The organism is Agarivorans sp. MS3-6 (genome assembly GCF_054112545.1).
In genome coordinates, this window is the sequence record NZ_CM134202.1 from 218,955 (window position 1) to 233,352 (window position 14,398).

Sequence of the window (14,398 nt, forward strand, 5' to 3'; positions counted from 1 at the left end):
AGACTCACAGACGAATACTTATTCCGATCACATAAATTGTAATATTATAACTAAAAATTAAATTGGTTAGTGACTTAGCTTAAGCCACTAACCATTCTAGAGCTGTAATCATGACCTCATTGTGTTGACGATAAAGTACCTATCATTCAGCAGCGCTCACAAAAACAGCAAATAGGATTAAACACTTGTTTACACATCACTACAAAACATTCATTATTTAATGATAAACGATAAATAAAATTAATTTCAATCACTGTGATTGACAAGGGAAAAGCAAGCGAAGGAGAAAAACCATGATACATATAGGCGTGTTTCTAGCGTTTATTATAGTTTGCCTAGTGTTAATCGACATAATGACGCTACTAAAAAAGAAGGATTCAGCAGATTAACTCAATGGTTCATGTTTAAGCCACTGCGACAGTGAGCCAGTGATATATACGGGCCGTTCGCGCAACAGGTCTTAAGCATAGCTTAATGTAAACATGGCCCATTAGTTGGCTAAGCCATTAGAGGTTAGACCGCTACTGCCACATTATTAAGGCAGGATTAACCTCTTTAGCCCATCCCTATAAGAAGTCAGCCCTTGGTGGAGAAAATGTATCGATTAAAACACTGTTTTCTTCCAAAGCAACAGCGCCGTGCTTAGAATGTTTGCGCGCAATAAAGGCGTCACCAACTTGTAGCGTCTGCTTTTCACCATCAACCTCAGCTTCGAAGCTTCCCGCTGCGACATAGGCTATTTGGTCATGAAGTTCATGGCTATGTGCTGTGCCTATAGCCCCCTTTGCAAAGCAAACATGCACCACCATTAAGGTATCGGTAAAGCCCACTATTTTCCGTTTAATTCCCTCGCCTAAATCTTCCCAAGGTGTATCTTCCGAACTAAAAAAAGTACCACTATACATAATTTCCATTCCATTGATTTATGGTTTCTCGCCAGTAATAGTGAAACCGAGCTTTCACTAAAACAAACATAAAATAAATATTATATAATAATACATATAAACCTTGTGAGCATAAATTTCAATAGCTAATTGAATTTAAGTTTATTTAGACATTAACTAAAGAATTAACAGCAATCGGCTAACAATTATCGTAATTGAAAAACTTGAAATTATTTAAGAAGGCCAGGTTGCATTCATGAGTGAACGCTATATGTCAGACAAATAAGCCTATGGCAATGGCCAAGTTGCTATACGATATTGGCCAGAGAATGGCTTACATCTATAAACATAAAAAAACCTCGCATGGCGAGGTTTTTTTATGTGCTCACGAATGGCGTTTAAGCAACATCTTCTGCAGGTAATCGGTGATTACTATTGTTTAGTAATGCTAAGTTCGCTTCTCTGGCCTTATTTGCATCACCAGCCATTATTGCCTGGTAAATAGCAGTATGCTCTTCAATGCAGGTACCACCTTCTTTTGAAGAGTGTTTAAAGAATCCGATGAACATAACTTGGAGTACGTTAGCAAAAGGAATATAAAAATTATTTCCGGTGGCAAGATAGATTAACCGATGAAACTGCAAATCGACCTCGACCCATTCTGAAGAATCATCTCCCTTAGCAATCGCTAACATCTTTTGAAAATATTCCGACAGTAAAACGCGCTGCTCAGCAGTAGCATTTATCGCAGCTAACGCTGCAGCTTCGGGCTCAATGGCGCGGCGTAACGCCAAGAACTCAGCCAAAGTATCTTGTAAATCGCCAATGCCTGCCATCCACCCTAATAGCTGTGAATCAAGCATGTTCCAATGCTCTCTGCTCTTAACACGGGTGCCTATTTTCGGCCTAGATTCTAGTAATCCTTTTGAGCTAAGGTGCTTGATTGCCTCACGCAATGCCGTTCGACTAACACCAAACTGCTCACATAGTTCCATCTCTGAAGGAATAATACTCTCTTGCGGCAAAGCCCCAGATAAAATACTTTTGGCAATTTCTCTCGCGACTTGAAGGTGTAAACTGCGAGAAGCGCCTTCTATTATTGCAAATTCATTAGACATAGGTGTTCCTTTACTTTCCTATGAAATAAACCATAGATATTAACCTAGTGCGGGATAAAAAATTCAGCACTCTTTTAGTGCTCTTACCCTAACAGATTTTCATTAGCACTTCATGAGAAACCATTTATCATTCTGATATAACTGTATTTTTTTTATTACACCCGTGGCATAAACGGGTCTTATTTACAGCTTTTTTCAATACACACGAAGCGCAAAAAAACCAATCATGTATTACAATTAAACGTCATCATTAAACAAACCAAAATGTGGCTTAGAGAGTCATCTATTTTCAATTTTCAATTAAGTTTCTGTAAATACTTAGCTTCAGCTGTTTTTAGATGCGATCTAGATAACGTTTTCAGCGAGAGTAGATATAAAAATGAGATCAAAATCGCACTTAGCCCCTTATGTCATACAATATTGCCATTGTGGTTGTTAAGGTAGCGCTATCTACTATGGAAGAGGAATTACACAGATGGATTTAAACGTCCTTATTGTACTCATTTATTTTTGCTTTTTAATCGCAATTGGTTGGATGTTCAGAACATTTACCAGTAATACCAGTGACTACTTTAGAGGGGGCGGCAAAATGCTGTGGTGGATGGTGGGTGCAACCGCCTTCATGACACAATTTAGTGCATGGACCTTCACTGGAGCCGCAGGTAAAGCCTATAACGACGGCCTCGCTGTTGCGATTATTTTTGTAGCCAATGCCTTTGGTTACTTTATGAACTATGCCTACTTTGCACCTAAATTCCGTCAACTTCGTGTAGTAACGGTGATTCAGGCCATTCGCATGCGCTTTGGTAAACATAATGAACAAGTTTTCACTTGGTCTGGTATGCCTAACAGTGTGGTATCTGCCGGTATTTGGCTAAATGGTTTGGCGATTATTGCTTCTGGTATTTTTGGTTTTGATATGACTTGGACAATTATCCTAACGGGATTGGTTGTACTGATAATGTCAGTTACCGGTGGGTCATGGGCGGTTATTGCTTCTGACTTTATGCAAATGGTCGTGATCATGGCTGTAACGGTAACCTGTTGTATCGTTGCGATTATTCACTCCGGTGGTGTAGGCAACATTCTAGAAGAATTCCCACGTGACTTCGTGATTGGTGACAACCTTAATTATGTAAGCATTCTAACGATTTGGGCGTTCTTCATCTTTGTTAAGCAGTTCAGCATTACTAATAATATGCTAAATTCCTACCGCTACTTGGCTGCTAAAGATTCAAAAAATGCAAAAAAGGCCGCGTTACTTGCATGTTGTTTGATGACCTTAGGTCCCGTGATTTGGTTTATTCCGCCATGGTTCTTGGCAGGGCAAGGGATTGATTTAGCCGCTATGCACCCAGAAATGGGCAGTAAAGCAGCTGACGCAGCCTATCTAGCCTTTGTTGAGCTATATATGCCTGCCGGTATGGTCGGTCTATTAATTGCTGCCATGTTTGCCGCTACAATGAGCTCTATGGATTCAGGTCTAAACCGTAACTCGGGTATTTTTGTTAAAAACTTCTACGAACCAATATTGCGTCCTCAAGCGTCAGAAAACGAGTTAGTGGCAGTATCTAAAATCACCTCCACGGTGTTCGGTATTCTTATTATCTTGTTCGCGCTATTCATTAACTCGTTAAAAGGCTTAAGCCTATTTGATGCAATGATGTTTGCAGGCGCGATGTTAGGCTTCCCAATGACTATTCCAGCATTCTTAGGCTTCTTTATTAAGAAAACACCCGACTGGGCAGGCTGGGGAACCTTGCTAGTAGGCGCATGTGTATCCTACGTTGTAGGTTTTGTGATTGGTCCTGAACATATTCAAGACATCTTTAACCTTGACCAAGATTTAACTAACCGAGAGTGGAAAGATCTTAAAGTTGCTATCGCTTTGATTGGTCACATTGTGTTGACTGGTGGCTTCTTTATCGTGTCTCAATTGTTCTACAAAGGCTTAAGCGAAGAGCGTTCTAAAGATGTAGATAAGTTCTTTAATAACTTACACACACCGTTAGTGAACGAAAGTGCTGAGCAAGAAGTGTTAGATAACAAACAGCGTAGCATGTTGGGCAAGTTGATTTTAGCAGCAGGTGGATTCGTAACCCTACTGGTATTCTTGCCTAATACTTTTGGAGACCGCATGGTGTTTGTTCTTTGTGGCGCCATCATCATGGCTGTAGGTATATTGCTGATAAAAGCCGATACTACCAATAAGCCTAATGTGGGTGATGCTATAGAGTCTGATTCATAGTAAGACCTTAACTAAAGTAAGACCGGAACTGACCATTCCTTTTGCAGTGTTCGAGGTGTTGGCTTGAACACTGCTTTTTTATCCCATTCACCATGCACATCCCCAGTCGTTTAATCTGGCAATGTTGACCACTCTCTGAATTACACCACCTCAAACCCAGTATACTAAATTCCTCACCATGATGGCTTATCAGTCGCGGTTACTCGCCGTCCCAGTACTCTATTACCTGCAAAATGTAAACATCGCCGTTTACGCTATGGCTACCTTTAGCGAATTACTAACAAGATGGTTAACCCAATCCAATGTTGTGAATACAGAAAATCGCTTAAAAATAGAACTAGACTTGTGGCTTAACAACACCATTCAGTACTTGCGGAGTATTAGAAAATATTCGCTTAGTTTGAGCCATAAATAGCTCTGCGGTGGCAATAGCATCAATCAGTGCACTGTGTGCGTTATATTCAGGTAAACCATAACGACTTCTTACTGAAGCTAAACGATAATCACCGTTTTTTTGATGATTAGCATTGGCAATGAGAGACTTTTCAAGCGTTAAAGTGTCTAGCCACAATAGCGGTAGTCTTTCGCAAAAATACCGCTGTCGTACATATTGCTCAATAAACTGCTTTTCAACACTACTCCCATGCACCACTAATACTTTACCGCACATTGCAGCGAACAGATGGTTCATCACTTCATCTATAGCAAGCCCATCTTGTAACATCTCAGGAACGATATGATTAATAACGGCGGTTTCAGCTTTAACACTTTGCTGACTACTAACATAAAAGTGTTTGGCACTTTTAAGATCAATAACCGATTGTTTTAAGGTTACATATCCAACACTCAAGATGTTGTCTACCGCGGCATTTAAGCCGGTTGTTTCGATATCAAACACTAAAAACTCTAGCTCAGCTAACGGGGTCCCCGCTTGGGGGATAGGATGGCTTAACACATCGCGCAGGCATGGCGCTAAACTAATATTAGTCAGCTGCTTTTCTCGTTCTCTGTTTAGCTTATATAGAGGCGTAAAGCGTTTAAACATGATAAAGCACCTACTTTTCACTGAAACGCAGTTTTGCTGCGTCCTGTAAATTACCAATAATGCGAAATGCATCCTTTAAGTGCTTTCGTTCAAAACTGCCAAAACTATTTGGAGCAATATAGTTATTTGCTACTAGTCCTTGTTTTAACGCCGAAAGCTGATGACGAAAGCGTAATTGGGTGATGAAGCGATACGCTCCAAGCACGTCTTTCAGCGAATCTTCGCTGAGTATTTTTTGTTTGGCAGCATTGTTAAAACGTTGCTCAGTGCCTGTTTCATCACAATTAACTGCGAGACCGTAAATGCGCGCTAAATCAACAATAAGTAACAGCGCATACTTCTTAATATCAAGCATTTCGCTATGCTCCCCACCCTTTTCTAATACGAGATTATTAAATATACCCAGTGGTGGCTGTACCGATACCGAGTCATTAACCAAGGATGTAAGGAAGTTCTTATTGTCTGCCAGTAAACCATATAGATGGCTTTGCAAAAGCTCGGATAAACTAGACTCACCGTATATAGCTCTTACCTCCATAAATACCGTTGCATTTAGCAGCATACTGTATTCTGGGTTCGACACCCATTTACGATAATACTCTTTCCATACTTTTAGTGGCTGACACCACTTGGGTGTAGCAGCCATAAACTTTCCGCTACATAAGGGATAACCACAAGCGTCTAAAGCATTACAAACATACATCGCCAAATGGGTGAAATACACACGGTCTTTATCACAAACATCATCGGACAATATGATTGCGCTATCTTGGTCTGACAACATATGAACTTCATTACGAGCGTGTGAGCCTGCGACGACCCAGGTATATTTACAAGGAGCCTCGCCAAGTTTTAGCTCTGCCATTTGAATAAGGCGGCGACTATACGCGTCCATGATCATTGCCATCACTCTGCCAATAACCTCTACCCTCACCTTCCCTTCAACTAAAGCTTCAAAGATCGCTTGCCGCTCAGGCGTTAACCGCGCCAACCCTTCCACACTTTCGGTATATTTGATTTTTTCAATTAAAAATATTGCTTGTACACGATGCTTTTGAACTAAATGTGAAGTTGTTAGCAAGCCTAATACCTGATTATTGTCAACCACTGGTAAACTTCTAACGCTATGCTCCATCATTAATGATGCGGCAGTTAAAATAAGGTCATTTGGTTTTATGGTTATTGCTGGCGATGTCATCACATCAGCGATAGGTTTAGTAATATCGTAGCCTTTACCGATCACCCGTTTTGTCATATCCCGATCAGTTATGAGCCCAGTGATGATACCGTCTTGTTTAATTAGCGCAGTAGAAGAGCGGCAATCTTCACGCATTGCTTTGGCCACCGCCTGAATAGACATATCAGCATTGACCACCGCAACAGTGCCACTAGCGACTTCAGACACTTTCTTAAAAAATAGCCCTTTTTCGTTATCTGACCAAACAACATTTAGTGCTGATTGCAGCCGAACTCGAGCCTGAGAGGCAAAGCTCTCGGCATATTCAGGATATTGCTCGAGCAGTTTAATTAGCTCTGCATGTGGCACCATATATAACAGAGTATTTTCAATCGCCGTGGCGCTATAACCATCCAAGGCATCCTTTAGCGGCTCCAGAAATGTAAAGCCAAACAAATCTTCAGGGCCAAGCTTGGAGCGTAAGACCCCATCGGGTTTACGCTGCTCCATCGATCCTGTGCGAATAATGTACAAAAAACACTGTTTGTTATCTGCGTCGAAGTGAATTTGTTCACCGCGTGCCAAGTAGGTTATTTGAACGGAGTCAGCCACTTCTCTTTGAACCGCCGGCGGCAGCAAATTAAAGGGATGAATCAGAGAAAGAAATTCTATGATATTTGGTAATAGTGTTTGCGGCATGAGCTCAACCTACGCGATATAATAGTAGTATTATATTTTTTAATCACTTGATTACTATAGATACAGTCAACTTAAAGAAAAATAGTTCCTTATTTATACACTATTAACGCTAACCATTGATAACATGACGCTTATTGAGCTAGCTATCACAATATGAAAGGACGGTTGAGCAGTAATCATTTTTATGATCTGTATTACAAAATAGTCAATGTTCCGCCAAACGCATCACATTATTTGCACATTCCAATTACAAATGTCGCCAAAATGTAAGATCATTACTTAGCTGGTTAACTTGTAAAATAGCATTACAAGTCAGCAAACATAACAATTATAAGATCGACAAAACCAATGCAAATTGCTAACTCGTACATGATTAAAACAAAATAAAAGACACTAAACGCGAGAACACAATATGATACTAGTAGGACTATTTCTAGCACTGATAGCTGTATATGTAGTAGCTTTAGAACTTGCAACTCGACTGGGGTATCGCTTTTAAACGATTTCCCGAATACAGTAACAGCGCTTAACAAGACAAGCGTGTACCGCCTTGTTTGCTATTAAATTTAATCATTGCTGCAATTACTCAACGGTAATATGCAGCGATTTAGTTTTCAGTGTTTGCTCCTCTGATGCCACAGTCTAGTATGTGCTTTCTTAGCATTTAGGCTTGGCTACCCATAATCTTTATTCTATGTGCCCCTGTACTTTTACATTATTATAGTTGCCCTATAAGCATTTGCTTCTCCTTAACTGCCCAGCATATGAGTACCCTTCAGTATGGAATTAGAAGAAATTTATCGCAGAGATCTAAATTTACTGGTCGCGTTAAAAATTCTATTGGAAGAAGGCAGTGTTAGCAAAGCGGCTACTCGCTTAAATTTAAGCCAATCAGCAATGAGTCGAGTGCTAAATCGTTTACGTGAGCTGCTTAACGACCCTTTATTTATACGCCAAGGTCAACATCTGGTGGCTACACAGCGAGCGATAGAACTTTGCGAGCAATTAGCACCGCCTCTAGAGGCACTAAAACAAACACTAAGCCCGAACGATTTTAGACCTCGAGATTGCCAGCAACATTTTGTGATTGCCACTACTGACTATGCGATGCAAACCATTTTGCCCTTTGCCTTGCCGCGCATCTATCAAGAAGCGCCAAATATATCGTTAGAATTTGCCCCAATTCAACATGACAATATCCATTCTCAACTCAGTTTTAATGGTTGCGACATGGCAATTTGCCGGCCAACTCAAAGCATTAAACCCTTGCAAAAAGACAGTCTGGGTTTAGTTGGGGTTTTTTGTATGGTAGCCAAACAACACCCAGTAGCCGAAAAAACACTAACGATAAAAGATTACCTGCAATATCCTCACGCGATGATTGCGATCAGTGATGGGGTTAAATCGCTAATCGACAATGCTCTTGCTAGTTATCCCAAGCCTCAAATGTTACTAAGGGCTTACCACCTTGAAGCTGCAACCGCTATCGCTGACAAAGTCCCCGTTATTATTACTGTTCCTGCCGACTTAGCCTATCTAGTCGCAGATAAAAATGACTTAGTGATTAAACCCTTACCCTTTGAATTTGAACCGTTTGATTACTCCTTAATCTGGCATCCTCGCTGTGAGCATTCGGCTGCCCACATGTGGCTGCGTAATATTATTAAGCAAGAATGCAGTCGCTTAATTAGCAAACGCGTGCAAGACATGGGATTAGCGGAAAATTAGACACCGCTAGAATAACCTTGAGCCAGTCCCTACCACGTAATTTGCCCCAAACTAAGTAAAAAAAACGCTGGCGGTGCCAGCGTTATATAAAAATTATCGGTATCAACAGGGCCGATTTTTTCCCAAGGCTTAAAGCTTGATGACTACCCGGCCAGTTACTTTACCGTTTGTAATGTCGTCGGCGTAGCCTGTCACCTGCTCTAACTCTATTTCGGTGCAAGCTTGTTGGTAATAGCTAGCAGGTAATAACTCGGCTAAACCTTGCCATGCTTTGATGCGTTTTTCAGTCGGGCAATTCACAGAGTCAACACCAAGTAAACTCACATTACGTAAAATGAAAGGCATTACAGTGGTTGGCAAATCAAAGCCGCCCGCTAAACCGCACGCTGCAACAGCACCATTGTAATCCATTTGCGCTAGGACCTTTGCGAGAACCTTGCTACCTACGGTATCTACAGCGCCTGCCCACAACTGCTTTTCTAAGGCTCTTGCAGGTTCTTCAAATACGCTTCTATCAATAATCTGCGACGCCCCAAGCTGAGTTAGCAATGGACCATTTTGCTCTACCCGGCCCGTTACCGCAGCTACCTTGTAACCTAAGGTGGCCAATAAACATACCGCTACCGACCCCACGCCACCACTCGCACCGGTGACCAACACCTCACCAGATTCAGGTGTAATACCGGCGTCTATCAAGGCTTGTACACATAACATCGCGGTAAACCCCGCAGTGCCAATCATCATGGCTTGCTTGCCATCTAAGCCCGCCGGTAAAGGCACTAACCAATCGGCTTTTAAACTGGCTTTTTGGGACATTCCACCCCAATGTCCTTCACCAACACCCCAACCGGTTAATACAACATCGTCACCAACCTTATAACGAGGGTCATGAGATTGTTCTACCGTGCCTGTAAGATCAATGCCGGGCACCATAGGGAAATTACGGACTATTTTTCCCTTACCGGTAATGGCTAAACCATCTTTGTAGTTTAACGATGAGTAACTTACCGAGATAACAACATCGCCCTCGGGTAAATCAGAATCATTAAGTTGGCGAATATTAGCTATTGTGCTTTTTTCAACTTGGTCTAACACCAGTGCCTTAAACATTATTGCGCTCCGAATAACTGACTAAAGTGATTTGCATAGCTAGAGTGTAGTCGCTATAGCTCTATGTATTAAATGAATTTTTATCATTTAATACATGCATAAAGCGCATTTATACAAAATATAGACGGCTTAATGACTGATTGGGAGTACAAAGCAAGCATTACAACACAATGAGGCGCACACTGTTGCTGGCAAGATAACAAGAACGGTCTGTCAACCGTGTGAATTTAGGATGGTGTAACCAGCAATTGTTTATAAAAAAAGGCCGACTTATAAGTCGGCCTCTACGGGTTGATTACCAATAACCAGGCACCTAACGCCTAGAACAAGCTTGACGTTATATTGTCAAAGTATGCGTAGTTTGCATCACCGCTCGTGTCACCCGTGTAAAGAGTGACCTGAGATGGAGTATTCGCAGAATCTAAACCTGTATCAGCTTGGTCAATACCGTCGCCAACAACGGTATCGTTTAGAGTCACAGTGAAAATACCAGCATCAGTCCAAGACAAATCTACGGTATTCCACTCGCCTATTGTAACATCGCCATCTAAGTCAATGTCGTCAGAACCAGCTTCGTATTGGAAGTTACCGCTACCGCTAATACGAAGTTCGAAATAGCGGTCTGAATTATTTTTACCTGAACCAACATTAATGTAGGTAGTTTTTGCATTGCCTTCAGGGATGTAAACATCTAAAGAAACCGAACCCGCAGCAGAAGGCTCAGAGAATGCCACCCAAGCAGAAGGTTTGGTTGAGCTACTTTCATCGGCAATGTATAGTGCTTTTCCTTCGGCATCAGCTGGGTCTTCAGCTATCTCTGCGCTAGTAGTACCCGCTTCTTGATCACCAATATTTGAAGAACTCCAACCACTCACATCACTAATAGCAGTGCCTACAGTTTGGTCTTCAAAATCATAGCTTGTACCATCACCAGGCTCTTCGCCGCCATCGTCATCTTCACCAGCAACAACCGCTTCAACAGCACTGTAGAAGGCTTCACCATCTAGGTCATAGTCTAAATCATAATCTTCAAAGTCGTCGTTTAGCACTTCTGTAGTCATTGCTACGTCAGAGTAGATAACTAAATTGTCTATGGTTGAAATACCCGCTGCTATTTTAGAATTAGAGCCGAGTTTTACACCAAAGTAAGCTGCACCGGTAGCGTCTGTATTGTTAAACGGCTGCGCAGTTAAGATAGACGTGCCATCAATGCTTAACGTATAAATAGCCGTCGCTGCATCCCAAGTCACTGCGTAAGTCGCCGTTTCACCAGGAGTATGTTCAACACTTAAAGTATTATCCGCAGAACCATTTTGTCTTGTAACAATTCGTCCATCAGATTTTAGGATAATATCAACGAGCATAGAGCTAGTGCTATTGCTCTCATCATACACACCAATGGAGAAGTCTTGGTCTTGGTTAGTTGGGTACATCACATCAACACTTACGGCACCCGTGTCAAGTTCGAAACCGTGTCCATCGACAATGCTATATTTGAAAGAACCAGAAGTATCAGCTGAGGTATCGGTAATAGCAACATATTGACCTGTAACCGGATCTGGATCTGGATCGGGATTTGGGCCTGTACCGGCATTCGGATCGTAAGTACCACCACAACCAAATAATAATGCACTCGCTGCTAGCGCCGCTGCTATTTTTGTTAGTTTAAAGTCCATATTTAACCCTTTCATTATATTTAAGTGTGCGTCCATTAAATGAACCGTCTTGTTATGTATTATTAAATGATAATCACATATAAGCGTCAAACGCTGTGTGCTAAATAAACGATCTCGCTCACGTTAATCTTATTGGCAGTAGCTGTTTCGCTAACTTTGAGAGGCTGAGCATCGTCGCTAACTTGACATCAAGGTATCCGTAAAAACACGATAAAATAATACAAAAGAAGAGGAGAAAAGAATAATTGAAGAAGTTGTACTTGTTGAGAGTTAGTACACAGCCAAGAACGTGTTCACGCTAGCTATTGCGTAAAATCGACCAATAGTTGTGTGAGTTAACGGTTAACGACGTCGTTGGGTCTGTAAGCTAAATAGCGAGGATGTTTGGCATAAACCAATGTAGATATCAGGAAAGTTCTAGCCAAGCTGCTAACCAGCAGCTTGAATTTATTAACTTAAAAGTGCTTATTAAAAAGCAGCCCTTGTATTAAGCTGCTTTCGACACCTCAAAGCGGGCGACCAATTGATGTAAACGAATAATCGAGTTTTTAACCAAGGTTGTTCGTCGAATTAACTGTTGTGACGACAGGTCTAGTGAAGACGTCGTTTGTTGGGCCTGTTGCGCAGTTTCGCTGTGCTGCACACTGTTACCCGCTAGCTCATTAATAGTCGTAAACATGTTTTCTACCGCCTGTTGAAGCTTAGCACTGCGTGAACCTGAATCTAACAGTGCAGAGCTTTGATCTACATTCTTCACCCCTTGCTCCATATAATTGACCGCTGTTTCTGATTGAACCCGTAACCTACCCATTGTTTGGCCGATATGATTAGCGGCTTGAGATGTTTTGGTCGCTAAGTTCCTCACTTCATCGGCGACAACTGAAAAACCTCGACCATGTTCACCAGCACGCGCCGCTTCAATGGCGGCATTTAAAGCCAATAAATTGGTTTGCTCAGTGATCTCAGAAATCAGTTTTACAATGTCTTCTATCTGTTTCATTTCATTGTTTACATCATTAACACTTTTCGCCGAGGCTTCTACAATCTGCTTAATATCTTGAGTATTTTTAACCGCGCTTTGATATTCCAACTCAGCGTTAGCCACCATTTCCTGCATCACATCTTGCAAGCTTTCAGCCGACTGGGTGGCCTTGATAATCTCAGACTGTTGATGGTGAGCTAAGCTCAATAAAGAATCGATTGAGTTTGACGTTTGTTGGGTGCAGTCGTCCACCACCCCACAACGCCGTAACATAGAACCACTGACTTGCTTCACTTCGTTAGACGCATAAATGATCCCGCTGACTACGCCTTCCAAGTTATCAATAAAACTATTGATCCAGCGCCCTAGCTCTCCTGTTTCATCTGGCCGAAACTTAGTACTGTCCAATCGCCTTTTTAAATCGCCATCGCCTTCTGCAATAGTTTGAATAACTTTGCTCATTTGCTGTAAACGTTGGGCTATAGGTTGAGCCACCAACCCATTGAATATAGCCATCCCTATTACTGAAAAAGTCGCAACTAAAGCCGCTAGTTGGCCGATCGACAACTGCATGTATTGAGCGATTAGAAACGGCGGAACCAGCGTTGAAATAAGGCTTACAGCGTATTTATTGGTTAACTTTTGGCTTAATGACCGATGACGATAAACTTCTTCTAAATCAGCTTCACACATCATTCCCCAGCGGTCTAACGAACCCTTAAGCTGAAAAGTTACGCCCTTACCAATAACAGGGATATGCCGGTAATCAGAATAACCGGGATACTCAACAAATAGATTACTGCCATGCTTTATGGTTTCTCGCACTCCAGGGTGTAGATTTTTAGTCGCAGGATCAGTGAAACGAATTTCAAATTCAGTATGACGACTAACTTTTACCGTTCCCCACTTAGTGGTAACACCTGATTTTAAATTCTCACCATGCGAAAAAGTATTATCTTCAAACCGGGAGCGTGACAAAGCGGTTCCGGCTTGAATGGAACGATCGTAATGGGCATCAACCATAAAAATATAGTTATCGCCTGATTCACTATAAATATGCCCAGCCTCTCGCTGAATCAGATCTCCCAGCACATCGTTAGGAACTCTGCCACATAAGCAGCCAGCAATGTCCCCATCAACTTCAAATGGTTGATAAAACATCAGCGTCACTTCATCATGGAAAGCCGAACTAGAAGCTCCGACCGATAAGGTTCTAGCGTCTTGGTATGGGCCATGCAAAAATTGCTGTTGGGTACCATACTTCAGCGCTTGTTCGTCGACAATCTTCACCCCAACATGTTGATGAAAACTACTGGTAGTAACCTTGCCGTTTAAGTCAGTAATAAACAACTCTGAAAAATCGCTATTGCGTGTCAGTAATTGTTTTAGCACCTCTTGCTGTTGCCCAACAGGCTTGGTTGCAAGATAAAACATTGCGTCCTGTAAGAAATCCCACTGAGTTTCGGCCCAAGCATGCAAAAGCTTAACTCTTGTTTGAGCAATACTATCAAAAGTTTGTTTTAAATTATTTTGTTGCTGTCTATTTAACCAACAAGCTTTTCGCATTGCTAGCTTGCCAGTCGCACCAAATATCGGTAACCAATTCCGCTCTTGGTTCGTTAATTCCATTAATCTAGTCCATTTACTTACCCGTTGTTTTGACTTTATAAGCAAAAACAATGCCTTAAAATGAGGCCCCAAAAAGCATCAAAAAGCTAAGATGCGTACATT

At 41.6% G+C, this 14,398-nt stretch carries 9 protein-coding genes; 2 read left to right on the top strand and 7 right to left on the bottom strand.

All coding sequences use genetic code 11. The annotated features are described in order from the left end of the window. Positions 1 to 566: 566 nt before the first annotated feature. A complete protein-coding gene (locus ACVFI8_RS01055; protein WP_248715288.1) occupies positions 567 to 905 on the bottom strand; it encodes a cupin domain-containing protein in 339 nt (112 codons plus the stop codon). Between the two features lie 377 nt (positions 906 to 1,282). Continuing rightward, the gene (locus ACVFI8_RS01060; protein ID WP_457872781.1) at positions 1,283 to 2,002 is read right to left on the bottom strand and encodes a FadR/GntR family transcriptional regulator; all 720 of its coding nucleotides are present in this window, start codon (positions 2,000 to 2,002) and stop codon (positions 1,283 to 1,285) included. 475 nt (positions 2,003 to 2,477) lie between these two features. Here ACVFI8_RS01060 and ACVFI8_RS01065 point away from each other — a divergent pair, with 475 nt between their 5' ends. Then, positions 2,478 to 4,250, top strand: a complete 1,773-nt coding sequence (locus ACVFI8_RS01065) for a sodium:solute symporter family protein (RefSeq protein WP_248715287.1) — start codon at positions 2,478 to 2,480, stop codon at positions 4,248 to 4,250. Positions 4,251 to 4,587: 337 nt separating this feature from the next. Here the strand turns inward: ACVFI8_RS01065 and ACVFI8_RS01070 are convergent, their stop codons facing one another. After that, positions 4,588 to 5,295: an exonuclease domain-containing protein gene (locus ACVFI8_RS01070; RefSeq protein ID WP_457872782.1), complete on the bottom strand. Its 708-nt coding sequence runs from the start codon at positions 5,293 to 5,295 to the stop codon at positions 4,588 to 4,590. Between the two features lie 10 nt (positions 5,296 to 5,305). Continuing rightward, a complete protein-coding gene (locus tag ACVFI8_RS01075) occupies positions 5,306 to 7,171 on the bottom strand; it encodes a DUF294 nucleotidyltransferase-like domain-containing protein (RefSeq protein ID WP_457872783.1) in 1,866 nt (621 codons plus the stop codon). Positions 7,172 to 7,951: 780 nt separating this feature from the next. Between ACVFI8_RS01075 and ACVFI8_RS01080 the strand changes: the two genes are divergently transcribed. After that, positions 7,952 to 8,899, top strand: a complete 948-nt coding sequence (locus tag ACVFI8_RS01080) for a LysR family transcriptional regulator (protein WP_248715284.1) — start codon at positions 7,952 to 7,954, stop codon at positions 8,897 to 8,899. A gap of 129 nt (positions 8,900 to 9,028) precedes the next feature. On the opposite strand, the gene acuI is transcribed toward ACVFI8_RS01080, so the two are convergent. The 3 genes from acuI to ACVFI8_RS01095 all read right to left on the bottom strand — a co-directional run bounded on the left by acuI (position 9,029) and on the right by ACVFI8_RS01095 (position 14,296). Beyond that, a complete protein-coding gene (gene acuI / locus ACVFI8_RS01085; protein WP_457872784.1) occupies positions 9,029 to 10,009 on the bottom strand; it encodes an acrylyl-CoA reductase (NADPH) in 981 nt (326 codons plus the stop codon). Positions 10,010 to 10,329: 320 nt separating this feature from the next. Further along, positions 10,330 to 11,685 carry a hypothetical protein gene (locus ACVFI8_RS01090; protein WP_457872785.1) on the bottom strand — a complete coding sequence of 452 codons (1,356 nt, stop codon included), beginning with the start codon at positions 11,683 to 11,685 and terminating at the stop codon, positions 10,330 to 10,332. A 487-nt stretch (positions 11,686 to 12,172) separates the two neighbouring features. Next, entirely contained in the window at positions 12,173 to 14,296 is a 2,124-nt protein-coding gene (locus tag ACVFI8_RS01095) for a methyl-accepting chemotaxis protein (RefSeq protein ID WP_457872786.1), read from the bottom strand. Positions 14,297 to 14,398 lie beyond the last annotated feature (102 nt).